Genomic DNA, 24,910 nt, shown 5'->3' on the forward strand with positions numbered 1-24,910 from the left:
ATTCCCTGGTTTTTAAAAACCATAAGTACGATACTCACCAGTGGTGAGTGAATCAAGTATTTTTCACGGTTTGAATCTCAATCTCTTCTACCTTTGTAGCAGAGTAAATTAGCAATTGTGCGATATAATAAGTTACCATAATTCCCATAGATGCTGTGAATCTGTCCATTTCAGGTTTCAAAAACATAGAGTATGCAATGATCGAATCCGATAGAATAAAAACCAAAGCCCCAATTAATCCCAGATAAAAAGGTTTGGAACTAGAATTTCTAGCAGCGGCGCGCCAACCCATAAGGCAAATAGCCGAAATATAAACTCCCACTGGAACAAGAAGAGATCCTAACTTTGGCACCAGTATTAAAAAAAAAGAGCACCCAAAAAGCAAAAATGGGATGGCAAGGATAGGTTTGATTTTTGAATCCAAGGTAAAAGCGTAAGAGTAAATCAATTGTGCAATCAGAAAGGATCCAAGCCCAAATACAAAATATCCTTGTTTTGGTAAGGCTAAAAAACTATCTCCAAAAAGAGAAAACACAAGTCCTATCGCGATGAGTTTTCCCCGTTTTTCCAAACTTGGGAAGTAGCGAAAGAGGGCTACTATGAGAATCAGAATGGGAATGATTTTGGAAGGGAGATAGAGAACATCTTCTTTTGTGATCGTAGCGATCGCAAAAAAATGCACAATAGAATAGAGAACAAACAAAACAATTTCTTTAGCCATATTTCTTACTTTACAGGGATATCATTCTCGAGATTTCATCAGATGAAAGCCCGAGTGATCAGCCTATGAAACAAACACGACCCTTGTCCATCCTTTTCTTAATTTGTCTCTTGTGGACCCAAACTTTATCCGCAAGGGAAGTGCCCTCAGGTGGCGAAATGTTGATTGATTTGATAATAGCGCGCCCGATGGGACTTGCTGGAACAGTCCTTGGGACTGCTGCCTTTATTGTGGCATCTCCTTTTACGTTAATGTCAGGAACTTTTTTACAATCAGGCAGACGTCTTGTTATATATCCGGCAAAATTTACCTTCACACGTGGGTTAGGCGACTTCCCAGGTTACATGGAAGATTATCAAATTGTAGAGGAATAAATTGAACGAATTTTTATTTTCAGACTTCCGTGAAGTTTCCACTGAGGATTGGAAAAACCAAATCCTAAAAGATTTAAAAGGTAGTCCTTGGGATAAAGTTACCTGGGAAACAGAAGAAGGATTCAAAATTGAGCCTTTTTATCGCAAAGAAGACCTACCAGAAATTCCAAGAGTTTATAAAAGAAATACCGGTTGGAATGTTACTGAAATCGTAAGTTCGGAATCTGAACTTACGAACCTTCCCAAAAAAGGGGCTGATGCAGTTGTCCTTGTGGCTACTGCGGAAAACGGGAAATCATCATTAAAGATTAATACCGCAGCTGACTTAGAAAGATTGGCAAGTCTTATTGGGAATCTACCACTCGTGGTTTCTGTGGGAGATAAAACTCCAAGTTTCGCTGATTCCTTAAAAAAACTTATATCATCGCATAACACAGTACTCGGTGATTTTGACCCTTATGGCTCTGCGTTAAAAAATGGAGAGCTTGGAACCGAAGAAAATTCGATAGGTAAAAATTTCTCTGTTCTTTCTGGAACCAAAGGATTTGCCGGTGTTGGAATTCATAGTTACTATCTTCGGGATGCAGGTGCATCCATCGGCCAAGAACTAGCATATACTCTTTCTTGGGGGGTGGATTATTTAAACCGTCATCTTGACGCAGGTGTGTCAATTGAAGATGCAGCCTCAAACCTTTGGTTTTGGATGGGAATTGGTTCTGACTACTTCATGGAAATAGCAAAATTCCGAGCCATGAGGATCCTTTGGACAGAAATCCTAAATGCCTACAAACCAGGACTTGGGGAATCACTTCCTGCACTCATAGTCGCAAGAACCTCCAATTTTCAATTCACGGCTTATGATCCTTATGTAAATATGTTAAGGGGAACTACAACAGCAATGTCTGCCGTAATGGGCGGAGCTGATTTTGTTTCTGTATTGCCATTTGATTCCGAATACTCCGCACAACAAGAGTTAGGCAAAAGAATTGCAAGAAATTCCCAACTATTACTTCGATATGAATCCTTCCTCGACAAAGTAGAAGATCCAGCCGCTGGATCTTATTACCTAGAAGTACTCACCAAAAAACTAGCGGAATCCGCTTGGAGCCAGTTCCAGGATATAGAGAAAGAAGGTGGGTTTGAAGAGGGACTTAAAAAAGGAACCATCCAAAAAGAAATCAACACTCGCGCTGAGAAAAAAAGAAACGCCCTAGCTACTAAAAAAGATATCTTACTAGGTACAAACCAATACCCTCTTCCATCGGAAAGACACCCAGAGTTAAAAAACTCATTAGAAGAAACGAAGGAACAAATCACTAATAAAAAACAAACGAGTTATTTGCGCCTCATACCGGTTCGTCTTTCTTATGAATTTGACAAGTGGAGAAATCTCACTGACACCCATGTGGCGTCAGGAAAAAAACTTCCCAAGGTTTTTTTACTGACGATTGGGGATCTAACCATGCGAAAGGCTCGGGCGGGTTTTAGCTCCAATTTTCTTGGTTGCCTTGGTTATGAAATCATAGACAACTTAGGATTTGCCTCTGTCAAAGAAGGGGTAACAAAAGCAAAAGAACTGGGATGCGAAATTGTTGTTCTTTGTTCGTCTGACGAAGAATATGCGACCTACCTCCCAGAGTTTGCGGCGGAGATGAAATCCCAACTTCCAGGCTCTTGGAAACTCCTTGCGGGTTACCCAAAAGATTTAATCACCCAAGCAGAATCACTCGGAATCGATGACTTCATCCATATGAAACGAAACATCGTGGAATTTATGGAAAAAGCCCAAACCAAATGGATCGGGAAATAAAATGAATAAACCTAATTTTGCAAATACTCCACTTTCTTTTGGCGGGGGGAAACCAGATTCCAAATCCATTTCTCTCTGGCAAACGGCGGAAGGAATTTCCATCCAATCTCGTTATGCGAAGACAGATTTGGAAGGAATGGAACATCTGAACTATGCGGCCGGAATCCCACCCTACTTACGTGGGCCTTATTCCACTATGTACGTGAATAAACCTTGGACCATCCGTCAGTATGCAGGATTCTCCACAGCCGAAGAATCCAACGCTTTTTATCGAAGAAACTTAGCTGCCGGACAAAAAGGACTTTCCGTTGCCTTTGACCTTGCCACACACCGTGGTTACGACTCAGACCACGAACGAGTGGTGGGAGATGTGGGAAAAGCCGGTGTGGCCATCGATTCGGTTTTGGATATGAAGATCCTCTTCGACCAAATCCCTCTCGACCAAATGTCAGTTTCCATGACTATGAATGGTGCGGTCATCCCTGTCCTTGCCTTCTACATTGTGGCGGCAGAAGAACAAGGGGTCTCTAAAGACAAACTTTCCGGTACCATTCAAAATGATATTTTGAAAGAGTTTATGGTGCGTAACACTTATATTTACCCGCCCAAACACTCCATGAAAATCATTGCTGATATCTTTGGTTATACTTCCAAGTACATGCCTAAGTTTAACTCGATTTCCATTTCGGGATACCATATGCAAGAAGCAGGTGCTACGGCCGACTTAGAACTTGCCTACACCCTAGCAGATGGATGGGAATACATCAAAACAGGAATTGCTTCTGGACTTTCCGTGGATGAGTTTGCTCCTCGCCTATCTTTTTTCTGGGCGATCGGAATGAACCACTTTATGGAGATTGCCAAGATGCGTGCGGGAAGGCTTCTTTGGGCAAAGATCGTCAACCAGTTCCAACCCAAATCCACGAAGTCACTGGCTCTTCGAACTCACTGCCAAACCTCTGGTTGGTCTCTCACCGAACAAGACCCTTTCAACAACGTAGGAAGGACTTGTATCGAAGCGATGGCCGCAGCCCTAGGTCATACACAGTCCTTACATACAAACGCACTAGACGAAGCCATTGCGCTTCCGACCGACTTCTCCGCAAGGATTGCAAGAAATACACAAATTTATCTCCAAGAAGAAACCAACATACACAGGGTCATTGATCCTTGGGGTGGTTCCTTCTATGTAGAAAAACTCACAAACGATCTAGTTCACAAAGCTTGGGCCTTAATCACCGAGGTACAAAAGTTAGGTGGAATGGCAGAAGCGATCGAAACTGGAATTCCAAAAATGCGTATCGAAGAAGCTTCTGCAAGAAAACAAGCCCGTATTGATTCTGGAAAAGACGTGATCGTTGGGGTCAACCGCTTCCGTTTAGAAAAGGAAGCCCCGCTTGATATTTTAGACATTGATAACACTGCAGTAAGACTTGCCCAAATCAAACGTTTGGAACAAATGAAAAAAGATAGGGATAGTTCAGCCGTAGAAGCCGCGTTAAACGCAATTACTAAATGTGCAGAAACAGGGAACGGAAATCTCTTGGAACTGGCTGTCGATGCAGCTCGCAAACGTGCCTCCCTTGGTGAAATTTCTTATGCAATGGAAATAGTATTTGGGAGGTACAAAGCTGTGATTCGTTCCATCTCGGGAGTGTATTCCTCTGAAATTTCCGAAGACAAAGGTTACTTAGAAGCTAGATCCCTTGCGGATGAGTTTGCCACATTAGAAGGACGACGGCCACGGATCATGGTTGCCAAAATGGGCCAAGATGGACATGATCGTGGTGCCAAGGTGATCTCTACTAGTTTTGCGGATATGGGCTTTGACGTTGATATCGGGCCACTTTTCCAAACACCAGCAGAGGTCGCCAAACAAGTGGTAGAAAATGACTGCCATATCCTAGGAGTTTCCTCTCTTGCTGCCGGTCACAAAACCCTTGTCCCACAAGTGATTGAAGAACTGAAAAAACTGGGAGCAGAAGATGTACTCGTTGTTGTGGGAGGAGTCATTCCTGCACAGGATTACGACTTCCTCTACAAATCAGGTGCCACTGCGATTTTTGGACCAGGAACTGTGATCTCAGAAGCTGCCAAACAAATTCTGAACATTCTTCTCGGCGAAAGAAGAGCCGCTTAAGTTCTAAACAAGGGCTTGGGGAACCATTCCACCAAACACCGATTTGTCTAAACAACAATCGGTGTTTATTCGGACGATTCGCTAATAGAAATTCAAACTATATGAAAACACCAAACGAGGACATTGGCAAAAAGAAAGAGGACGCGGATGTAACAAATCCAAAATCGGCCCTGTCAGTCAACCCAGGTGTCGCCGATGCCCCCGCCATTTCTCCCTACATTCGAGACCAAAGAAAAACCCTTAGTCGCAAAGAAATCTCAGCTGAGGAATTAGCAGCCGGCATTCTTTCAGGAAACCGCACTCACCTCTCCAAAGCCATCACACTTGTGGAAAGCAATTTAGAAGCACATAATGACAAAGCCCAAGCCATCTTGGAACTAGTGATGCCAAAAGTAGGAAACTCCATCCGCATTGGAATCACTGGGGTTCCCGGTGTTGGCAAGTCTACCTTTATCGAAAGTTTTGGAAGTTACCTTCTCGAACAAAATCATAAACTGGCAGTCCTTGCCATTGATCCCAGTAGTCAGCGTACTAAAGGTTCTATCCTTGGTGATAAAACTAGGATGGAAATTCTTTCAAAATCAGAAAATGCTTTTATACGTCCATCACCTAGCAGTGGTTCGCTTGGAGGGGTTGCTAGAAAAACAAGAGAGTCCATGTATCTCTGTGAGGCAGCCGGGTTTGATACTATCATTATAGAAACTGTTGGTGTGGGACAATCCGAAACTCAAGTACACTCTATGGTCGATTTCTTTTTACTCCTCATGCTAGCCGGTGCTGGCGATGAACTCCAAGGAATCAAACGTGGGATTATGGAAATGGCGGACCTCATTGCCATCAATAAAGCCGATGGACAAAATGAACCCTTTGCCAAACGTGCCAGAGTGGAATATGAATCTGCCCTCCACCTTTTCCCAGCCCCCGAATCCAAGTGGACTCCCCGCGCCACTACCTGCAGTGGGATCGGAGGAAAAGGAATCGATGAAATCTGGAAGTTGGTTTTAGATTATATCTCCACTACAAAAACAAACGGATATTATGCGAAAAATAGAGAAACCCAAACCCGGATGTGGTTTGAAGAAACTCTCAGAGAAGTAGTTTTAGAACAGTTTTTTATGCGCCCAGGGAAAAAAGAAGCCATCCTAGAATCGGAAACAAAGCTGATGTCGGGCCAGTCCACACTCTTAAAAGAAATCAAACGATTGATGGACTGATAAAAAAAACCACCGTGGTCTCGGTCACGATGGCATCTGCAAAAGCAAATTAGTGATAAATGGAAATTGTTTGCTAGTACCAATCAAAGAATAGGAAAGACCGGTATTAATCTTATATTCTAGCGCCACACTGGGAACCTGTCTATGTACCAAATGGTATAAAAAAGGGAAGGTTGAGGGTAGATTGCAACATTTTTCCTGAATTAAATCCAATTCATCAAGAATGCCAGAGCTAAAAAGGCGATTAACCATAGAAAAAGCCTTAGCCTGATCCAGAAAATAGGAATCCAATGTAAAGAACCCAACCAAATTTGTTTGTTATTTAATGAGCCGATGAGAACAGGATATCCGATATTTGGAAGTTTGTCCATTTACCAGATGGTATAAATCGGAAGGTCATAACAATTCAAAAAATTCCAAATTGTCGGGCTTTTTTTAGCATTTGAACCCGAGTGTTCACTTGCAATTTTTTATAGATGGCTTTGATTTGTTGGCGGACGGTTCCAACCGTTGTCCCAAATAATGAAGCGATCTGGCTTGGATTGTCCCCTTCTACAATCAGTTCCAGAATTTGTCTTTCTCTGGGAGTTAGAACTTCTACCCCGCTTAGGTCTGAATGGATTTGTGGTTTACGAAAACTTAACAATACTTTTGCGGCAATGGAAGGGGAAATCACACTCCCACCATCCAGTATCGATTGGATCGTCTCAGGCAAAGAATCAAGTTCAGATTTCCAAATATATCCAGAAGCTCCATTCCGAAGGGCAGAAAAAATGGCATCATCTGTTTGTAAGGAGGAAATCACGAGACTCTTTCTCGACTCTTGTGTATGGTAAGTTTTTAGTACATCAATTCCGCTCATACCAGGAAGTCCAATATCCAAAATGAGCAAGTCCCAATCCTTAGATTGTCCGTTAGCCCAAAATTCTTCCGCCGAATTCCAGGTAACAAAAGTTAGATTTTTATCTTGTTTCAATACACCGCATAACGATTGTAAAAAATCTAAATTGTCTTCGATGATGCCAATAGAAATTGATTTCATATATGAAACAAACTCATAGGAAGTTTTATATCGATATGATAAGGGGAATCGGTGATTTTAATAAAGCCATTTAAAGACTTAATCCTTTGGTATAACCCTTGTTCGCCTATTCCGAACTCTGGCAAATAGTTTTGATTCGATCTAGGTTCTTGGTTGGAATTCCTATTTGTTTGAGACTGGCCAAACCCTGCAAAAAATTGGAACTCTATATGTTCTGGTGTTTTTTCCAACTTCCAAGTTGAAATCCCTTCCCCGTGTCTTAAATCATTTGTAGTGATTTCTTTAAAGATTTGCAAAATATGGTGAGCCATCTCTGGATCTTTGATTTTAATGATAGGATCCTCTCCCAAACTCATCCACTCCAAGTTGATTCCACGGCCTGCTAATTTGTACCTTTTTTTCATGGATAACTTTAATCCATCTAACAGCGATTCTTGGAATAATTCTCTTTGGTTTTCTTCTTGGACCTGGGTTCGCAACGATTGTAAAGCAGACTCAGATAACTGTTTTATTTTTTGGATTTGATTTCCCGTAATTTCATCAGGAAACTTTTCCATCTTTTGGGCAAGTAAAACTAAATCCGTTAACTGAGAACCTAAACTATCATGGATGTCTTGGAAAAAAGTTCTACGTTTTTCTTCAAGTAACATACCACGGTAAGCTGCGATATAACGAGTACGAAACCACCAATGGTTTAAATAAAAGGCAACGAGAAATAAAGGGAAGATGGTGGACATCTCTCTCCAAGTTTCGATCGGTATGACTGTGTGGTTTGTAAAGTACACCCGAAGAACATAGAGGAATAATACAATAGACCATTCTAAAATGTACTGCCAAACAAGGCCTGGATAAAAGAAGGACGATGTTGCCAGTAAAGCTGTGATGGTAAGCCAATTTCTGGGATCAAAATAGGGAATCGTTGGATCATGAAATCCAGTTTCAATTTCTACTAACACCAAAAGAAAAAATGTCAAACGTACAATGATAGGAGCAACACCAAAAAACCTTCTATAAAAAAAGGAGGTCAAAACTAGGATGATACTAAGTACAAGCTGGACGGCAGATAATAAACAATTGGTTTGATCAAGAGCATTCCACTCTAAATAAACGCTTTGTATATAAGCCAAACAATAAGCAAATCCAAGAAAATACAATTTGCTGATAATCTCGGAATAAACGGCGAGTAGAGAAATCGGTTCGAGAGGAATCCCACGAAAAAAACGAAACAACCTTTGCAACATTGGAATGTTTTTACCTAAGATTAAACCGTTTTATGGCAATGGAACTAGCTCATGTTAAATGGCCAATCTGCTAATGTGTTCCAACAATAGTTTTTGGTCGTCATCAAACATTTGATTGAATTCAAGACCTACTTCGTAAAAAGCACCTTCACCAAACTCCTCCAATCGTACGACTTTTGCTTTTGGATATAAAACGTATTTAACATCAGGGAATCTTAATTCTAGTTCCAAACGAGTTCCGAGGGGCATTGGTTCTTTGGTTCGAAACAAAAGTCCCCCTTCGGAAATGTCTTGGGAATCACCTTCCCCTTTGTCTTTTGGTAAAAACTGGGCCGAGCCGGCCCCCGATTGGATCACTCGATATGTGAGATGGACTTTTTCGGAGATTCGTTTGTAGATTCGGCGTTCGCTGGACATGTAAGCAAGAGAACGCCGAATTCAAAGTTTGGGCAAGTTTAAATTTTACCTTGCGAATTTACTCGGATGAAAGTTTAGTCCTCTAAATCCTCAGGTCGAATTTCATAATCGGGGCGGAATGCTCCCTCAATTTTTTCGCGGATGCGATCAATGTATCCAAACACTGCAGGCACCACAATGAGAGTGATGAGAGTGGATAAAACAAGCCCGCCAATGATGGCAATCCCCATAGCAGTTCTTGATTTGGAAGCTTCACCGATTCCCAAAGCAATCGGCAAAGTTCCCGCAATCATGGCAAGAGAAGTCATAAGTATCGGACGAAGTCGTTTAGATCCTGCATCAAAAATTGCTTCATCCCTTGTCATTCCATGTTCTCTCATAGCAAGCATCGCATGGTCCACAAGCAGAATGGAGTTTTTAGCAACGAGTCCCATAAGGAGAATGAGTCCGATCATACTAAATAAATTCAACATCTCACCAGTTAAAGCAAGAGCAAAGAAGGCTCCCGAAATGGCAGGAGGGATAGCGAATAGAATTGTAATCGGTGTGATAAAGGATTCATACAGAGAAGCTAACACCAAATATATGAAGATGAGAGCCATTCCAAAAGCAAGGACTATGTTTTGTAAGAGTTCCTTAAAGTCTTCCGATTGTCCCACAAAGGAATAAGTAATTCCTGGTGGTGGTGGAAGTTTGTCTTTTAGGATCTTTGTGGCTGCTTCCGAAGCCGAGGCAATCGCTCCCCCTGGTGCCAAGTTTGCATTGATAGGAACGACCCGTGATCGGTCTTCCCGGATAATCCGTGCAGGGGAACTACTTTCTTTTCCATCAGCAATGGCATTCAGAGGAATGAGTCGGTTTTGGATATTGGGAACTCTTGTTTCATAGAAAGACTTACGTAAGTTTCTTTGGTCTTCTCTCAAACGAAGTCTTACATCGTATTCAATTCCATTTTCCAAATACTTGGCCACTTCCCCACCTTCGATATGGTAACGAAGTTCGGCTCCCATGACCCCTGCCACAACTCCAACGGTTTGCATTTTGGATCGGTTTGGTACGACTTGGAATTCAGGTTTCCCTGTTCTGTACGTTGTGTCCACATCGGTAAGATCTGGGATTTTTCGTAATTCTTCCATGACTTTGAAAGAATATGCTTCTAAGTCTTTTAAGTTTTCACCCTTTAGGTTTAAGTTGAATGGATATTGCACTCCACCACCTATCGCCGAATAGTCGTTCACTTTCGGTCTTGCTTGTGGGTATTGTTTTAGATATTCGCGGATTTGGTCTTTGACATCACCTGTACTACGTTTGCGGTATTCGGAAGGAAGGAGTGCCACACCAATGGTTGCAATATTGGATTCACCATCACTATTTCCCACAACCGTTGCCAAAAGTTCCAATTCGGGAACGGTTTTTATGATGGCATTTTGAATTTCTTTCACTACCTCAGCTGTCCCTTGTAAGGAAGTTCCTGGAGCCATCTCCACATTGACCATAAACTCACCTTGGTCGTTTGCAGGTAAGAAGGTCTTTTTCACAAAGGCGAGCGAAAAAATACTTGTGACCAATGTAAGGAAGGTTAACAAAATCACGGCCCAAGGTTTTTTTAGTGCAAATTTCATAATGATTCCGTACATTTTGTCTAGAAAATCTTGGAACTTATCAAAGTTACGAAGGACTATATTTTTCTTTTTATGGATATCCGTTTTCCCTGCAAAATAAGCAGATAACATTGGTGCTACGGTCAAACCATCAAATAACGAGATGATCATCGCAAAAACAACGGTGAGTCCAAACTGTTTGAAAAACTGACCTACAATTCCTGATAAAAATCCAATCGGTAAAAATACTGCAATCACCGTTAAGGAAGTTCCAATGACGGCAAGGGTTACTTCTTCTGTTCCTTTCCTTGCTGCAACAATCACCGATTCCCCTTCTTCTAGTTTACGGAAAATATTTTCCCGAACCACGATGGCATCATCCACAAGAAGTCCCACGGCAAGAGAGAGGGCAAGAAGGGTCATTACGTTCATGGTAAAACCCATTGCATACATAATGATAAAGGCACCTAACATAGAGTTGGGGAGTGCCATCCCTGTAATTAAGGTGGAACGAACGTTCCCGAGGAAAAGATAAACTACGATGACTGCAAGTAAGATCCCAAGAATGATGGCAATCGTCACATCTTCAATATTTGCCCGAATCCATTTGGATCCGTCCCGAATCAGAATGACCTTAGGTGCTCCTTTTAGGTCTTTGATTTGTGCGTTGATGGTATCGATTTTTCCGAGGATTCCATCGGCCACTTCTACTGTGTTGGCACCGGATTGTTTGTACACATCCAAGAAGAGAGCTGTTTTTTGAATTCTTTCTTTTTTGGGTGCATCGTATTTGAATAATAACTTTCCAATAATAGATGGTTCCTCATGTTCTTCTGCACTGATTGGTGCATACAACATACCCAATGTTTGGCGGTCCTGAAGAGTGTCCTTTACTTGGCCAAGGTCTTTTACTAAAACCCCTCGCCCAAACTCTCCTCCAAAGGAAACAACTGTGTTTTCAATTTGAGATAAGGATTCATACTTAGCGACCGTTCGAAAGGAAGTTTCTTTATCTCCACCTTCTACTTTTCCTGCAGGGATATTCACACCTGAATTTTTGATCTGGTTTCCAATGGCTATGGCCGGAACTTGGTAGGAATTGATTTTGTTACGATCAAGTTCAATGTGGATTTCACGACGAGAACCCCCGATGATTTTTACCGCACCAACGTTATTCACCTGCTCGAGTTTGGTTTTGATTTTTTCTTTTGCTAAATCATAAAGTTCTCCTTCTGGTAAATCAGCAAAAAGAGAAATCCTCATGATGGGTTGGTCGGAAGGGTCAAACCTTTGGACCAGTGGTTCTTTAGAAGATTCAGGAAATAGAGGTTTGACCCGAGCGGTTTTATCCCGAACCTGTTGTTCGGCATATTTGATATCCGTAGTTAAGTTGAATTCCGCAAACACCATCGAGATCCCTTCTTGGTTTCTTGAGGTGATTCGTTTCAAACCGGAGATGGAGCTGAGTTCTTCTTCTAAGGGTTTGGAAATGGAAGTTTCGATTTCCTCAGGCCCTGCCCCAGGATACACAGTCGAAACCACGACAAAAGGAATGTTGATGTCGGGGAAAAGATCGACACCGATTCGTTTTAAGGAAATAAATCCTGTGATCACCATAATGATGACTAACGAGGAAATGAAAATGGGGCGTTTGATTGAAAAGGAAGCAATACTCATAAACTTTTTTCTCTATTTGAGCAATTTATATTCTTGGAGACAAGCAATACCAGAACTCTCTCTGTAAGTAGACAGCAATGTTGACTTACTATTCAAGATTTTTGTTCGGTTTTCAAATTTTTCTTCTACAAAACTATCTGGACAAACATCACTCAATAAAAGAACGGAATCAAAATCCGTCCATTCTTTCCAGCGGTATTTGTTATCGTTTCTTACCATTCCTTGTTTATAGGTCTTTAGTTTCATGGCAAGATCGAAATCAGAGGCAAGCACACGTCCTTTGGTGTTGTATTTTTCTTCAAAATGGAACGCATTGATGAGGATGTACTTTTTCTCAGGTACAATCCGTTCGGCGATCTCCCTTGCCGGCTGGAAATCACTCACATTCATTCCTCGATAACAAAACATTTTGGTTTCATAAAATTCACCCGACAAAATCCCTTGAGAATACAGTGAATTTGAAAACACAAAGAGTGAGGTGAGTAAAAAAACGGAAACAGAAGCTAATTTTTCTATTTTAGTCTCAGCTAACTCGTATAGACGCAAGATCCAAAGAAAACCCATGAGTCCTATGGCAGGGATAAATTGGAGGACATGTCGTGGTTGTTTATTTCCTGTTGTGACTTCTAAAATGAGAAGCTCCAAAAACAAAATCAAGGTCCCTGCAAGAAGGGGATCTTTTAATTTGCTCGTGAATTTTTTCCCCGATCGGAACAGAAAATAAAACAGGGATAAAACAGAAAAGATGATGAGGGTTCGAAATCCCCAGATAAAATCAAAAACCCCTGGCACCGAAGGATCAAGTCCTGGTTCTGTCCAAAGTGTTAAGAAAAAACTCCGAGTGTAGGCATTTACGATCATTTGGGCATCGATAAGAGCATTGACCCGGTCCGGGTTCATAAAAAGCCACAAAAATGCTGGGAAAATTGCATAAACCCAAAGGACCACTGCAGTTTTTGGAAATACTTTTTTAATTTCATCTCTTTTGCGGAAAAAATAAACGGACAAATCGACAAACAAAAGAAAGGTGATCCCAAACATAAACTGTTTGAATCCCTTCTGGTTGAGATTAATTTTTGTAACCACTCGTAGTACTGGCAAAGAAAAAACCATAAGCACAACAAAAACTAAATATACTAACCTTACACCTCTTGCATAATGTTTTAAGAGATACACCAAAGCATCTTTGTACAAAGAAGGGGATCTAACTAACTCATAGGCAAAACATGCCATAAAAAATAAAATTCCATAAGGATATTTGGTAAAATAAAAACCAAATAAGGAAAAGAAAACAAGCCACTTCGTACCTGAATCAATCTCTGATTCTCTGTTGTCAACATCGTACAAACGATAAATCGCATAGATAGAAAACAAAAGAAAAAACATGGATTGTGTTTCTAACATGGAAGAAAGAGAATATGCCGGAACTTCTCCTGTTTGGATGGTTAAGATAAAAATAAGTCCAGAGAGAACACTTGCCCATAACAAGGATTTTGTGATTCGATATGTGATAAAAACCAGAGCGGGATAAACCAAAATTAAGAACAAAAGTCCTAAAAAAGAATCCCTGTAAGTTTCATAAGCATCAATTGGCAGAAAAAGTGTAACAAAAGTTAGGATCGAACGAAGCGGTGGCCAAGTAGGACTTTCCAAAAAGGGCATAATCCCTCGAAACCAACTTCCATTTCGAAAATCTACGTACTGATCCAGGACTTGATTTAATCTGATATTTTCATCCCAGGACAAAAAATCTTTGTTGGGACAAAGGTTAAGGAAAGTCTCCCATGACTTTGTAGCATAGAACACTACCAGAGAAATACCAAAAATGATGAAAATAAACCCCAAAACACTGGGAAGAATGTTTTTTGCCTTCATACCAATCCTTGGAATCATTCTTTCTCCTAGGTCGGCTTGGAATCAACCGAAGTTCTTTTTCTGCAATTTTTCTCTTTGATTACAGTCCAAGGTAGAGAATTCTGTCCGTTAGAAGGTTCCAAAAATGCAAGATTTCGTAGACCTTGGGGAAAAAATCATCTTCCTCGTTATGTTATTTGCGAGCATTCTCGCAATTGCCGTATTTATCGAAAGGTTAATTGTCTATAAACGTAATTTTAACAAAGAATCAGAGTCACTTCTCGATTCGCTCACTCTTCTCATCCGCCACAGAGACTTAAAAGGCACGGAAAAACTCCTAGAAACCCATCCTATGGAAAATTCTTATACTCGGTTCATGCATTTTGTTTTGGAAAGGGAAAAGGAAAACCACAAAGGCCTCGAAGAGTTGATGGAAGGGAAAATTTTAAAAGAAAAATTAGGTTTGGAAGAAAGACTTCCCATCCTCAACACTCTGGGAAACAACACTCCCTTCATCGGACTTTTGGGAACTGTCCTTGGTGTGATCAAAGCGTTTTATGGCCTAGGAACTCTTGGAAATTCAGGAGCGGAAGTGGTGATGCGAAGTATCTCCACAGCCCTACTCGCTACGGCTGCAGGACTTGCTGTGGCAATTCCAGTAGTTATGGCAAATAACTACTTCACTCGTAAAATGAAACTCATCATTGGCCACTTAGAAATTCTTTCAAAGGAAATCCACGCAAGTTTTATCACGAGTGGAAAACACAACCAATCCTCTAGCTCTACCCCGAATATCCACCACTAGAAAATCATTTTATGAAATCATTTACATTGTATCTGCAATACAAACTGAGACGGTTCGGACTCTTTCGAGCCAGTCTCTTTGCCTCCGTGGGATTGCATTTATTTTGTTATTTGATTTATTTTATACTCACTCTTCCCAGTAATGCTGCCTTCCAAGAAACTTCTATGGAAGACATGGATGTTTCCTTTGAAGAAATCCCTCCAGAACTCATTGGTGGAACTTCAAGTCCCGCACCCGTGGAAAAACAAGAATGGGTGGAAGGATCCAACAAAGATGCGGAAGAAAAACCTGACAATTCTGACTTAAATCCCAACCAACTCTCAGGTAATGGAACGGATAAAGATGGGTATTTATTTTCTTTTAATGGAGATCGCCCTCCCACACCCATCATTGACTTTGATTTAAAATCATATTTTCCCGAAGCTGCCAAGGCTGCAAACATCAGCCAAAAAACTGTGGTGGTGATGGTGCAAGTGGACGAACATGGAGTCCTCCAAGGTGTCAAAATTGTTTCCGGTAGAGCAGGTTATGGATTTGATGAGGCAGCCATTCGCATCATCCAAAGAGCCCGTTTTTCTCCTGGTTATGACAAAGGGAAACCAACTCGGATGGCTCACAGGCTTCCGATCAGTTTTGATTTAGAAGAGGACTGAAATGTTACGGAACAACAAACGTCGAATTGCGATTGGAACTATTTTCATTGTGGTGTCAGTGATTATCGTCGGGTTCCAGTCCAAACCCATTACCGGAAAAACCGAGTCAAAATCCTCGGCAAGAAAACCAGGCCTTGTTCCAGATCCATTTGAACTTTACCAAACCATCCCCCCTTTCCGAGCCGAAGGGACCAGTTCCGACCTACCGGGAAGTTTTGACATTAGTAACGAATTCCCATCTCCCTCGGACCAAGGAATCTACAAAGATAACGTGGGTTATACGGTCGGATATGGACTGATTTCTTATTTAGAAGCGCAAAAAAAAGGAATTCGAAATTTATCTGCCATCTCTCCTACTTCTGCGAATGGACAAAAAATACTCTACTCACCTAACTTTATTTATAATCAATTGAACAGTGGGAAAGACCAAGCTGTTTCCCTTTTAGATGGACTGGTTCTTGCGGAAAGTCGAGGTTCTGTATCTTTAGAACAAATGAACGAATCCTCTTCCAGTTTCCGCACAAGACCCAAAGCAGATATAGTCGAATTAGGAAGAAAAGCAAGACTTCGAAGAATTTATCGAATTGAACCACATGATCTGACATCCATCAAACTAGCATTAACCGAAAAAAGACCTGTTCTCATTGGATACTTGGTATATGAAAATTTTCGTGATCCAAAACCAAATGCAGTTTTTGAAATAGGTACAGGAGAAATTTTAGGAGCGCAGTCTCTTGTCATTTTAGGTTTTAATGACAAAAAGAAAGCATTCAAAGTATGGAATTCTTGGGGACCCACTTGGGGAGACCAAGGGTATTTATGGATCACTTACGATACATTCCCCAAATACACAAAATCGGTTTATGTAGCCGATTCCGAAACGGAAAACGAACTCCTCACTCAAAACAAACTGAATGATGCTTTAGAATCATTAGAATATGGGGAACATAACCTCTATCCTCCTAAAGAGGTGTTTGCGTCTCGCGGTGATTTTTCAGATCGCATTCGGATTAGTTGGTCCAGGGAAAAACGGGCTATCGGTTATGAAGTATACCGCAAACGAAAAATTGATAACAAATACCAATTGGTAGGACTTTCCAAGCAGGCATTTTTTGAAGACTTCGGAATCCAAAAAAATACAGCATATAATTACCGAGTAGCAAGTTTGGATGAAAACTTCCTTTCAAAAACTTCTCTTGATTCAAACGATGGTTATGCGGTTGAGCCACCTAAACCGGCAGGAATTCTTCCTGTTACCAACTTACGGGCAACGGTTGCTCCTACAAATGACCGCATTCTATTAGAATGGGATCCCCAACCCATCTCTACCACTTATGCCATTTATAAATGGAACCCTATGGCAAGGATCTACCGGTTTTTAGGCAAAACAGAAAAAACAACCTACATTGATTTAAAAGCAAGTCGCAATGGGGATAGCGAAATCTACCAGGTAGTACCTGAAAGGAACCAACTCATCGGCGAAACCAGTTATTATGTTTCTGCCCATTTGGATCCTTCCGAAGTATTAAAACCAAGACCCATCAACCTAACTGCTTCCAAAGGATTGTATCCTGGAGTTACGATTCTTCAATGGGAAGGATCGCCGAGCGCACTGGCTTATCGTATCTTTCGAAAAACAAATGGATCATGGAAAGAAATTGCAAAAACTACAGAACTTCAATTCAAAGACAATGAATCCTCTGAAAAAGAATCTTTTTATGCAGTAGCCTCCGAATTCGAAGGAAACTTGTTTAGTCATCCTTCTGAGCCTGACATTGGGTATCCATCGCTTGTAGCAGGTAGGTCTTTAGGAATCAAATCCCCTGAATTAAATGTATCAGAGAATCGAAAGACAAGTGAATTTTTATTGAGTTGGAATATGATCCCCAAAGCCACTTCTTACAAAATCTATATGCGAAAAAAAAATGATCCTGAGTGGAGCCTTGTCAAAGAAACGTCAGAAACAAATTTTAAGTTACAAAATCTAACAAAAAACCAGTTTTATTTTTTCGCTATCCAATCTGTTTCCAAAGGAATTGGTGAAAGTTTATTTTCAAAACCCGTGACTTCAGTGATTTCAGAGACAGTTGCGGATGTAAAGAAAATCAAAACTTTTGGAGAATCCGCTATACAAAAGTTTATTGGCCCTTGGACCGCAATGTACTGGGATGGGAAAAATAAAATTAAACCTGTTCGTTTGACCATTGAAGCCGAAGACCTAGAAGGAAACATCATCATGAAATGGAATGAAAATGAAATTTTCCGTGGCAAAAACATTGTGGATTCTGATTTACTTGAAGAAAAAGGAAAGTGGAAAATTAAATTGTCACCTAACTTTGATTCCTTGTCGGGAGAATTTGAAGATAAAGGTTTAGTCCCAGAAAAAAGCCAACTGTCTTTTATTCGCGAATAAAAATAGAATTACCAGTTCTTTACAAAATCAATCTTTGTTTGATTAGTTAAAAGACAGTTCCGCTTTCACAGTTTTTCCGACAAGTTTTCTCTAAACCAATACAACTTCCGACAAGTGCCGCTAAGTCTGGGCCACTATAATCAGGACTATTGGTAACTATTCTATAAAACGCATCATTTTTTAAAAAACAATCACCTTCAATCGTTGAACATTTATTACGCTCATAACATGCAGAACGAAACGAAAATGGCGAACCACAATTTACAAAAACAACTAGGACAATGAATGGAAAAAACAATTTCATAGAGTTACGGTTTCGTTTTCAAATGTCTTCTTGCCGAGGGAGGAAATCGCCTTCATCCCGCCGGATAAATTCTGGAACCTTACCTTCCCTTTGACAGAAATGGGGATATCAAATAAAATTTCACCAGTTACTTTCAATTCTTCACAATACACTAGGGATGGATACTCTTGGAAAAGATGATCGAATTGGTGTATTTTTTTATAGTATGTTTCATCAAGTTGAACAAGAATTTCCCCAAGCCCCGCGGTTTTTCTTTCCTTTGTCATAGTGAGTGAAAAATCAGAATTAAGTACATACGCATCGGAGCGGCGGATTAAATAATCCTCTGTTTTTTTAACAGGGGCAAATCGATCACGAGGAATGATAATGCCTTTAAATTTAGAAAAATTTCCCACGGCACTTCCCATAGCAGTTTCTAATTGGATCACCGATTTACCATCTACTTGTTTAGGATTCACAATGAGCGATAAGGAAAAATTTCCTTGGTTAAATCTTTCTTTTAAAGCACGTAGATTGATCCAAAGATTGTTCGTTGAAAAAGTTCTAAATTTTCCAAGGCCGCTGAATTCACTTTCATGTTCTTTAGGGACTTGTGCTGTTTCCAACAGCTCATATTTGATAAATTTACCACCAACAGTTTTTCGATAGATTGCTCCGCCTTTTTTATCGGCGAGAGTTTTTGGAGTCATCTCCATTGCAAAATGAATGTTTTCTTTCAACAGATAACTGACGATATGTGGATCAACGGTGGCTCCTAAGTTGTCTCCATTCGAAAGAAATGCGATTTCATAACCTTTCGAAAGTAATTCATCCAATATGCCCTCCTCGACCATCGTAAAATAGATATCACCATGACCCGGTGGGCACCAATTTTCCTTTTCATTTTTATTTTGGATGGGTGTAAAAGTCTCTGCATCTAACCGAGGGACTTTGTTTTGTAAAAAACTAGTTCGTAGAGTTTGTTTGAATCCACTTTTTTCTAATTCCTCTTGTGAGTCTTTTTGTGTATTATAAGAATCCATAAAAAGAAGAGGAACATTGACTCCATACTCGGAACGAATGAACTCAATCTGTTTCGCCATTACCGTAAGAAAAGACATAGAATCCTTAATTGGTATGAGAGACTTGGCTTTATCCAAACCCATGCTGGTACCAAGACCACCATTTAACTTGATGACAACCAATTTGGATAGTAAACTAAGATCGGTAGGATAGGAAGCATGAATGGATTCTAAAGAAATTTCGTCGGAATTAGGATCCAAATCGCCAACTTCTTCCCATTTGACAATTCCGGTTTCACCATTTCGTACAGCATCTACCTTGGAGATAAAATCGAGAATGAAGGCATCACTAAGCCCGGCCGATTTCATGGTATCTCTGATCAATTGATCCGATTTCTGTTTATCCATATTATTTCCCTTCATGCGGTTCCCCAAGTTCAATCCGATGGGGTTCTTCTGTGATCCCCGGATTCCATAAAAAAAATACGAGGATATTGCGACCGTCTTCTTTGGGAACGGCAACTGTTTCCTTTCGTTCGTATTTTGGCATAAAAACTTCGAAATTATACATCCAATACTTTCCTTTTTTTCTGGTCACTTGGCGGATCCCTTGTTTTAGGGGATCTTTTTTCGTCAATTTTCCATAAGGGAGGGGGTATTTTGTTTCCCAAATTTGGGGTAAAAGTTTCGCTACATCCTCATAATTCCCTGGATTTGCCAAAAGACCTGCAGAGAAAAAACCAAAAAATAAAATGAGTGAGAAACCAAAACGCATACGATTCTAAAAGGCAATCCTATGTGAGTACGGTTATCGGTCAATTCAGGAATTCTTCTGGTGTCGGAATTGATTTTCATAGACAAGAATTGAGTCTGGCAGAATTATTTAATTCATGTTTCGATTTATAGAATATCTGGAACGTTTTTGGGCGCTTTTATCGTTTTATCTCCCGAGCCATTTGTTTGTGGAGAACAATAAGGATAAAAACATTTTGATTGTTCCCGGGTTTCAAGCTGGGCGTTCCTACTATTCGAGACTTAAATCCAACTTAGATCATCTGGGATTTAAGGTAGGAATTCTTTCCACTCTCAGAAACCCTCTTTCCCTAGAAGAAGCGGTAAAATACCTGGCAGATCAAATTCTAACAGCACCTAACGAAGTTACTTTGATTGCGCACAATACAGGAGGTCTTCTTGTATTAATTTTACCAGATGAAGCCAGAAGAAAAGTAAAACGACTGATCACATTAGGAACACCATTTCATGGTTCGGACAGGTTTACGAACACGAGACAATCCTATTGGGGTTTTGAATCTGATTGGGTAAAAACGAATTACAAAAATGCACTCTTCTTTCCCCTTTTCCAACCACTTTCTGCTATAGAAGATTTTTCCTTTCCCCCACAGGAAAGTACAGAATTTGGCCAGGGCCGTGACCTTTGGTTCGACATTCCAGGGAATTACAACTTAGTACGCAGAAATGAGAATATCCGAACTCTGAGAGAATTTTTAGGAACACCGAAAGATAGTATCGCCATTCATTCTTCACCGAAAGCAAATCCTGAATTTGCTGTCCCAAAAAAGATTGAAGTGGATTTTTCTAAATATGAGCCTTCGGTTTATAAAAAAAACCAAATAGCTGCAAAAAAGAAATCTGCCTCAAAAAAAACTAAACCAACACAGAAATCAAAAGCTGTGACAAAGCCAGTAACAAAACCAACGGCCAAAAAAAAGGCGAAAAAACGTTAAATTCTTTAGTTTTTAACAAACAACTGCCCACCAAACAGCGGACAGTTGGATTTGATTTTAATTCAATCCTTTGTTAGAATCGACCTTAAACTTTCTTTAATTCTTTTACACAAGCAAGACAGCTGTCTCGACATTCTTTACAAACTGCGTGGTGGTTAGCATGTTTATCACATTCTTTAGCACAAGCTTCACAAACTTCAATACAAAGGTTTGCTAACTTCTTCGTATAAGCGGAAGATTGACTCGCTAATTTTACAAAAGATTCACATAAACTAATCACTTCTCTTGTGCTTGTGGCACATGCAGCAAGCGACTTATCTCCTTTTCCAAGTTCAGTAAGGCAATGGCTAAGGCAAACCTCTGCAGATAATTGGCAGTGCATTGCTGCCATCATTGCTTTAGAATATTTGGATTTTCCTGCAGAGGAAGAAGCCATAGTTGAATGGTCATGGTCTTCTGCGGAAAGTGTAGATAAAATCCCTGAAACGGCAACAGCCATCCCTGCTTTTTGTAATAATTCTTTGCGATTCATAATATATAACCTCTGTTAAATTTTAAAATTAAAAAAAATGGGAAAAGGTTCACCTCAAAAGAGATGTGCCCATCTCAAATCAGAAGTCTGACTGTTTTTGTTGGGAAATAGATAGGAGAATTATGGAAACTGGAAACCAGCCACTTTTTGGATGGATCAGGATGAAATTTTGGTTTGGAAACAGTAAATCCTTTCCAAACGGGAAGTTTCACCTGCTTCCAAGTCAGAAAATCTGTGCTATTAGAAGATTGGAGTTCCTCGTGTATGATAGGGCATTCACATGAATTTGTCGCATCTTCTTTGGAATCAGCTGTTTGGTGGCAAGGTGGGATAGAAGCCCGTTCCACAAATTTTTCTGCAGAAGTACAAAACCCAAATACGGAAGTTTTACATCCGAGGTAGGCTAAAAAAATTAGAATGAATCCAATTACAAACTTTCGTTTCATACTCTTCTTCTGCATTGATTAGACGAACTGATTCTACCTCTTAAAATAAATTCTTCAACCCTTTTCCTGCTACGATAAAGGTTCCGATGGTCGATCCAAACTGGGGAAGGAAAAAAACGAGAAAAATATGAAGGACACGGTTCTTCCAAAAACCGACTACTGATTCTGAATCTTCTGCGATATGTTCGAAGTCTTCAACAAGTGGTTTACGCAAATAAGATTCAGAAAGGGCACTCACCCAACCTGCTTTAAAGATCGGAACAAAAGTACCAATGGGGGCTGTGATAAAGGCAAGAAGAATAGAAATCGGATGGGCCCAAGCAATGAGAGCACCAAGTGCCGCAAGACCACCTTTGATATAAATGAGTTTTGAAAATAAATCCATACCTGCTTCTCCGCCCTGGCTCCAAGTAGTATAACCAATAAGACCCGCAAAAAAAACAGGATATAAAATAATACTAATATTGTCCCACCATTTGCGTTTAGGAACTTCATCTAACACAGATAAATCGTTTATTAATTGGATATTTCGCTCAATCCCAGCTAAATGTCCTGCGCCAACAACAGCTAAAATTTTTTTGGCCGACTTTCCTTCTGCCGCCTGTCTTATTTTCTCTGCTAAATACACATCCCTTTCATCAATGATGACATGTTTGACAGACTCGTATTTTTTGGGGATTTGGGAGAATAAGTCTTTTAGGATGTCGTCTGATTTCATCTCTTCGATTTTGTCATCAGAGACATCTTCACGAACCAGAAGAGAAGCAAGAAGGGCACTAAAAAGATACAGTTTAGAGAAAAAACCTACATTCCCCCAAGATCTTTTTAAAGTGGTTTGGATTTCCCGATCCACAGCTAGCACCGGCTTTTTTAAGGATCGGCCCAGAGTGATTGCCTTACGCATTTCGTCCCCAGGTTTGATATCTTTGTTTCCTATTTTTTTCTGAAAGGAAGATAGGATAAGGCTAGATAAAAGTAACCACATCTTTCTTTCTTTAAAAACTTTGAATATATCTAATTTTTTTAGATAATCGGGATCTTCCACCGACTTCATTCGAGATTCACATAACTCTACACAAATGATATCTGGTTTTAGTTCCCGAATCATTTTTTCGACTTCTTCTACACTTTGTTTGGATACATGTGCGGTTCCAAGTATGTGAACTTCTGTTTTTCCGATGGTTTGGAAAAGATAAGGTTCCGTTGTTTTGAAACCTTTTTTGGTAGATTTTCTTCGGGGAGTTGATTTTTTGATTGAACGCATAAGGAAAGGTTACTATCTATAATACCTAAGTAACGGTTCCACTCTCTAGAAACAAGTAGAATGTCTATAAAATCCAAAATCATCAATGTGGGAATTGCCGACATCAAGGTCGGAAAAGATATGGATGTGCTCCGAACTACACTGGGTTCATGCATTGGAATCGTTTTGTATGATCCAGAACAGAAAGTGGGTGCCATTTCCCATATCATGCTTGCCAAAGATCCGACGGGCAAAGATGCCGTAAAGTTTCCGCATAAGTACGGGGAAACTGCTCTCCCTATTCTCGTAGAGATGATGAAACAACAAGGTTCCAATATTGGGCAGTATTCTTGCCGTATGTTTGGTGGGGCCTCGATGTTCAAAGGAATCAACTCCCAATTTTTGCAAAACATTGGGGAACAGAATATTGCAATTGTCAAAAAATTTATGGAAGAGAATAAAATCCCTGTCATTGTGGAAGATGTGGCTGGGAACGAAGGAAGAACCATCAGTCTTTATTGTGACGACGGGCGCGTGTTGTTAAAAAAAGCTGGTATGGAGAAATACCTTTATAAGGTGCGTTAGGCGAATATGCTAAAATCAAAGGTTGATGAAGTATTACAAGACGTAAATAAACTGCCTGCCATTTCGTCGGTTGTGTCGAAGGTATTGGAAAAACTCCAAAAGCCGGACGTGAATATTGCAGACTTAGCTCAGGAAATTTCGAAAGACCCTGCCATCACTGCCAACGTAATTAAACTTTCTAACTCGGCTTATTACAGAGCGTCTAAACCCATTCGTACGGTACAAGAGGCACTTATGACTCTTGGAATCAAAACGGTAAAAGAAATTGTACTTCTCACCGCAGCCAAAGGAATCCTTTCCCAAGATTTGAATAGTTACCAATTAGAGGCAGCCCAACTTTGGACTTCTTCCCTACTGGTTGCAGAACTTTCGAGTAAAATTGTACAACATAAAAAACTAAAAATTGATAAAGACCTAGCCTTTACTTCTGGGTTACTTTGTAGTGTGGGGAAAATCGTTCTCGCTCAATTCTTTAGCCCAGTGATGATGCAAATCAAAACAGATTTAAAAGACAACCAAGAACCCTTCCCTAACTTAGAGAAAAAATACTTCGGGTACACACATATGGAAGTGTCGGAAAATCTCTTAAAACGTTGGAACTTCCCACAGGAACTTACCGATGTGGTTGCCAATTACCTAACTCCGGAAAATTCGAAAAGTAATCCAATCCTCACTTCTGTAGTACATATTGCGAGTATCCTTATTGTTGTATCTGGAATTGGAATTGATATTGGCGGTGAGTCTGTTCCTATTTCCCCTTTTGCACTTAGTCAAACAGGCGTTACAGAAGCAGATATTGAAACTTATTTCGTACATATCCCTGATTTACAAGCTGGTCTTGCCGATTTGTTGAACGTATAGTTTTTAATTATCTCTCTTCAAATTCGTACAAAATATTATGAACATTATTTTTATTGGAGCAAGAGGCGCAGGAAAATCAAAGGTCTCACGTTCTCTTTCTAAAAAAACCGACTTCCCCGTTGTTTCCACTGATTCCATAGCTGTTTATGAAACTGGAGGGATTTCTATTCCCAGTTTTGTGGAAAAGTTTGGCTGGAAACAATTTCGTGAATTAGAATATTCTATTTTGCA

At 40.2% G+C, this 24,910-nt stretch carries 23 protein-coding genes; 11 read left to right on the forward strand and 12 right to left on the reverse strand.

The genetic code is table 11. From position 1 onward, the window contains the following. Nucleotides 1-52: 52 nt before the first annotated feature. Nucleotides 53-721 (reverse strand): lysoplasmalogenase, encoded by a 669-nt coding sequence (locus ND811_RS10145; protein WP_265351824.1) that lies wholly within the window; start codon nucleotides 719-721, stop codon nucleotides 53-55. 65 nt (nucleotides 722-786) lie between these two features. On the opposite strand from ND811_RS10145, the gene ND811_RS10150 reads away from it, so the two are divergent. The 4 genes from ND811_RS10150 to meaB all read left to right on the forward strand — a co-directional run bounded on the left by ND811_RS10150 (nucleotide 787) and on the right by meaB (nucleotide 6,259). After that, nucleotides 787-1,095 (forward strand): hypothetical protein, encoded by a 309-nt coding sequence (locus ND811_RS10150; protein ID WP_265351823.1) that lies wholly within the window; start codon nucleotides 787-789, stop codon nucleotides 1,093-1,095. Between the two features lies 1 nt (nucleotide 1,096). Then, entirely contained in the window at nucleotides 1,097-2,905 is a 1,809-nt protein-coding gene (locus tag ND811_RS10155; RefSeq protein ID WP_265351822.1) for a methylmalonyl-CoA mutase family protein, read from the forward strand. A 1-nt stretch (nucleotide 2,906) separates the two neighbouring features. Further along, the gene (scpA, locus tag ND811_RS10160) at nucleotides 2,907-5,045 is read left to right on the forward strand and encodes a methylmalonyl-CoA mutase (RefSeq protein WP_265351821.1); all 2,139 of its coding nucleotides are present in this window, start codon (nucleotides 2,907-2,909) and stop codon (nucleotides 5,043-5,045) included. A 101-nt stretch (nucleotides 5,046-5,146) separates the two neighbouring features. Next, on the forward strand, nucleotides 5,147-6,259 hold the full coding sequence (meaB, locus tag ND811_RS10165; protein WP_265351820.1) for a methylmalonyl Co-A mutase-associated GTPase MeaB: 1,113 nt from the start codon (nucleotides 5,147-5,149) through the stop codon (nucleotides 6,257-6,259). Between the two features lie 406 nt (nucleotides 6,260-6,665). Here meaB and ND811_RS10170 read toward each other — a convergent pair whose 3' ends face one another. The 5 genes from ND811_RS10170 to ND811_RS10190 form a co-directional block, all read right to left on the reverse strand. After that, the gene (locus ND811_RS10170) at nucleotides 6,666-7,301 is read right to left on the reverse strand and encodes a response regulator transcription factor (protein WP_265351819.1); all 636 of its coding nucleotides are present in this window, start codon (nucleotides 7,299-7,301) and stop codon (nucleotides 6,666-6,668) included. Continuing rightward, on the reverse strand, nucleotides 7,298-8,542 hold the full coding sequence (locus ND811_RS10175; RefSeq protein WP_265351818.1) for a sensor histidine kinase: 1,245 nt from the start codon (nucleotides 8,540-8,542) through the stop codon (nucleotides 7,298-7,300). The genes ND811_RS10170 and ND811_RS10175 overlap by 4 nt, the downstream gene beginning before the upstream one ends. Before the next feature lie 54 nt (nucleotides 8,543-8,596). Next, the gene (locus tag ND811_RS10180) at nucleotides 8,597-8,959 is read right to left on the reverse strand and encodes a PilZ domain-containing protein (RefSeq protein ID WP_265351817.1); all 363 of its coding nucleotides are present in this window, start codon (nucleotides 8,957-8,959) and stop codon (nucleotides 8,597-8,599) included. Nucleotides 8,960-9,033: 74 nt separating this feature from the next. Next, a complete protein-coding gene (locus ND811_RS10185; protein ID WP_265351816.1) occupies nucleotides 9,034-12,237 on the reverse strand; it encodes an efflux RND transporter permease subunit in 3,204 nt (1,067 codons plus the stop codon). Nucleotides 12,238-12,249: 12 nt separating this feature from the next. Further along, nucleotides 12,250-14,130: a hypothetical protein gene (locus tag ND811_RS10190; protein ID WP_265351815.1), complete on the reverse strand. Its 1,881-nt coding sequence runs from the start codon at nucleotides 14,128-14,130 to the stop codon at nucleotides 12,250-12,252. 106 nt (nucleotides 14,131-14,236) lie between these two features. Here ND811_RS10190 and ND811_RS10195 point away from each other — a divergent pair, with 106 nt between their 5' ends. Genes ND811_RS10195 through ND811_RS10205 form a run of 3 tightly spaced genes read left to right on the forward strand, consistent with a single transcriptional unit; the run spans nucleotide 14,237 to nucleotide 17,962 of the window. Continuing rightward, on the forward strand, nucleotides 14,237-14,896 hold the full coding sequence (locus ND811_RS10195) for a MotA/TolQ/ExbB proton channel family protein (RefSeq protein ID WP_004788069.1): 660 nt from the start codon (nucleotides 14,237-14,239) through the stop codon (nucleotides 14,894-14,896). A gap of 11 nt (nucleotides 14,897-14,907) precedes the next feature. After that, nucleotides 14,908-15,549, forward strand: a complete 642-nt coding sequence (locus tag ND811_RS10200) for an energy transducer TonB (protein WP_100719160.1) — start codon at nucleotides 14,908-14,910, stop codon at nucleotides 15,547-15,549. 1 nt (nucleotide 15,550) lies between these two features. Then, a complete protein-coding gene (locus tag ND811_RS10205; RefSeq protein WP_265351814.1) occupies nucleotides 15,551-17,962 on the forward strand; it encodes a fibronectin type III domain-containing protein in 2,412 nt (803 codons plus the stop codon). A gap of 46 nt (nucleotides 17,963-18,008) precedes the next feature. Here ND811_RS10205 and ND811_RS19625 read toward each other — a convergent pair whose 3' ends face one another. From ND811_RS19625 to ND811_RS10215, 3 genes are read right to left on the reverse strand one after another with little or no spacing between them, the layout of a single operon-like run. After that, nucleotides 18,009-18,266 carry an LA_0364 family Cys-rich lipoprotein gene (locus ND811_RS19625; RefSeq protein WP_265377414.1) on the reverse strand — a complete coding sequence of 86 codons (258 nt, stop codon included), beginning with the start codon at nucleotides 18,264-18,266 and terminating at the stop codon, nucleotides 18,009-18,011. Continuing rightward, a complete protein-coding gene (locus tag ND811_RS10210; RefSeq protein WP_265351813.1) occupies nucleotides 18,263-19,675 on the reverse strand; it encodes a UTP--glucose-1-phosphate uridylyltransferase in 1,413 nt (470 codons plus the stop codon). Before ND811_RS10210 ends, ND811_RS19625 begins: the two co-directional genes overlap by 4 nt. A gap of 1 nt (nucleotide 19,676) precedes the next feature. Beyond that, nucleotides 19,677-20,042, reverse strand: coding sequence for a hypothetical protein (locus ND811_RS10215; protein ID WP_265351812.1), 366 nt, complete (start codon nucleotides 20,040-20,042; stop codon nucleotides 19,677-19,679). 115 nt (nucleotides 20,043-20,157) lie between these two features. Between ND811_RS10215 and ND811_RS10220 the strand changes: the two genes are divergently transcribed. Next, nucleotides 20,158-21,012, forward strand: a complete 855-nt coding sequence (locus tag ND811_RS10220) for an esterase/lipase family protein (protein WP_265351811.1) — start codon at nucleotides 20,158-20,160, stop codon at nucleotides 21,010-21,012. A gap of 85 nt (nucleotides 21,013-21,097) precedes the next feature. Here ND811_RS10220 and ND811_RS10225 read toward each other — a convergent pair whose 3' ends face one another. From ND811_RS10225 to ND811_RS10235, 3 genes are all read right to left on the reverse strand, one after another. Next, the gene (locus ND811_RS10225; protein WP_265351810.1) at nucleotides 21,098-21,544 is read right to left on the reverse strand and encodes a four-helix bundle copper-binding protein; all 447 of its coding nucleotides are present in this window, start codon (nucleotides 21,542-21,544) and stop codon (nucleotides 21,098-21,100) included. A gap of 74 nt (nucleotides 21,545-21,618) precedes the next feature. Next, nucleotides 21,619-21,990, reverse strand: coding sequence for a hypothetical protein (locus tag ND811_RS10230; RefSeq protein WP_265351809.1), 372 nt, complete (start codon nucleotides 21,988-21,990; stop codon nucleotides 21,619-21,621). A 40-nt stretch (nucleotides 21,991-22,030) separates the two neighbouring features. Continuing rightward, entirely contained in the window at nucleotides 22,031-23,254 is a 1,224-nt protein-coding gene (locus ND811_RS10235; RefSeq protein WP_265351808.1) for a TraB/GumN family protein, read from the reverse strand. A 60-nt stretch (nucleotides 23,255-23,314) separates the two neighbouring features. On the opposite strand from ND811_RS10235, the gene ND811_RS10240 reads away from it, so the two are divergent. The 3 genes from ND811_RS10240 to ND811_RS10250 all read left to right on the forward strand — a co-directional run. After that, nucleotides 23,315-23,818, forward strand: a complete 504-nt coding sequence (locus ND811_RS10240; protein WP_265351807.1) for a chemotaxis protein CheD — start codon at nucleotides 23,315-23,317, stop codon at nucleotides 23,816-23,818. 6 nt (nucleotides 23,819-23,824) lie between these two features. Beyond that, nucleotides 23,825-24,679 carry an HDOD domain-containing protein gene (locus ND811_RS10245; RefSeq protein WP_265351806.1) on the forward strand — a complete coding sequence of 285 codons (855 nt, stop codon included), beginning with the start codon at nucleotides 23,825-23,827 and terminating at the stop codon, nucleotides 24,677-24,679. 34 nt (nucleotides 24,680-24,713) lie between these two features. Then, nucleotides 24,714-24,910 (forward strand): shikimate kinase (locus ND811_RS10250; RefSeq protein WP_407658885.1); only part of this gene is annotated, 197 nt, incomplete at its 3' end.

The organism is Leptospira soteropolitanensis (genome assembly GCF_026151655.1).
Taxonomy (GTDB): Bacteria; Spirochaetota; Leptospiria; order Leptospirales; family Leptospiraceae; genus Leptospira_A; species Leptospira_A soteropolitanensis.

What these genes read in the sequence shown, in the direction of transcription:
- ND811_RS10225 (WP_265351810.1), bottom strand. Translation starts at nt 21,544, where the DNA reads ATGAATCGCAAAGAATTATTACAAAAAGCAGGGATGGCTGTTGCCGTT.
- ND811_RS10245 (WP_265351806.1), top strand. Translation starts at nt 23,825, where the DNA reads ATGCTAAAATCAAAGGTTGATGAAGTATTACAAGACGTAAATAAACTG.
- ND811_RS10145 (WP_265351824.1), bottom strand. Translation starts at nt 721, where the DNA reads ATGGCTAAAGAAATTGTTTTGTTTGTTCTCTATTCTATTGTGCATTTT.
- ND811_RS10170 (WP_265351819.1), bottom strand. Translation starts at nt 7,301, where the DNA reads ATGAAATCAATTTCTATTGGCATCATCGAAGACAATTTAGATTTTTTA.
- ND811_RS10195 (WP_004788069.1), top strand. Translation starts at nt 14,237, where the DNA reads ATGCAAGATTTCGTAGACCTTGGGGAAAAAATCATCTTCCTCGTTATG.
- ND811_RS10205 (WP_265351814.1), top strand. Translation starts at nt 15,551, where the DNA reads ATGTTACGGAACAACAAACGTCGAATTGCGATTGGAACTATTTTCATT.
- ND811_RS10185 (WP_265351816.1), bottom strand. Translation starts at nt 12,237, where the DNA reads ATGAGTATTGCTTCCTTTTCAATCAAACGCCCCATTTTCATTTCCTCG.
- ND811_RS10220 (WP_265351811.1), top strand. Translation starts at nt 20,158, where the DNA reads ATGTTTCGATTTATAGAATATCTGGAACGTTTTTGGGCGCTTTTATCG.
- ND811_RS10235 (WP_265351808.1), bottom strand. Translation starts at nt 23,254, where the DNA reads ATGCGTTCAATCAAAAAATCAACTCCCCGAAGAAAATCTACCAAAAAA.
- ND811_RS10210 (WP_265351813.1), bottom strand. Translation starts at nt 19,675, where the DNA reads ATGGATAAACAGAAATCGGATCAATTGATCAGAGATACCATGAAATCG.
- ND811_RS10150 (WP_265351823.1), top strand. Translation starts at nt 787, where the DNA reads ATGAAACAAACACGACCCTTGTCCATCCTTTTCTTAATTTGTCTCTTG.
- ND811_RS10230 (WP_265351809.1), bottom strand. Translation starts at nt 21,990, where the DNA reads ATGAAACGAAAGTTTGTAATTGGATTCATTCTAATTTTTTTAGCCTAC.
- ND811_RS19625 (WP_265377414.1), bottom strand. Translation starts at nt 18,266, where the DNA reads ATGAAATTGTTTTTTCCATTCATTGTCCTAGTTGTTTTTGTAAATTGT.
- ND811_RS10175 (WP_265351818.1), bottom strand. Translation starts at nt 8,542, where the DNA reads ATGTTGCAAAGGTTGTTTCGTTTTTTTCGTGGGATTCCTCTCGAACCG.
- scpA (WP_265351821.1), top strand. Translation starts at nt 2,907, where the DNA reads ATGAATAAACCTAATTTTGCAAATACTCCACTTTCTTTTGGCGGGGGG.
- ND811_RS10200 (WP_100719160.1), top strand. Translation starts at nt 14,908, where the DNA reads ATGAAATCATTTACATTGTATCTGCAATACAAACTGAGACGGTTCGGA.
- meaB (WP_265351820.1), top strand. Translation starts at nt 5,147, where the DNA reads ATGAAAACACCAAACGAGGACATTGGCAAAAAGAAAGAGGACGCGGAT.
- ND811_RS10240 (WP_265351807.1), top strand. Translation starts at nt 23,315, where the DNA reads ATGTCTATAAAATCCAAAATCATCAATGTGGGAATTGCCGACATCAAG.
- ND811_RS10180 (WP_265351817.1), bottom strand. Translation starts at nt 8,959, where the DNA reads ATGTCCAGCGAACGCCGAATCTACAAACGAATCTCCGAAAAAGTCCAT.
- ND811_RS10190 (WP_265351815.1), bottom strand. Translation starts at nt 14,130, where the DNA reads ATGATTCCAAGGATTGGTATGAAGGCAAAAAACATTCTTCCCAGTGTT.
- ND811_RS10215 (WP_265351812.1), bottom strand. Translation starts at nt 20,042, where the DNA reads ATGCGTTTTGGTTTCTCACTCATTTTATTTTTTGGTTTTTTCTCTGCA.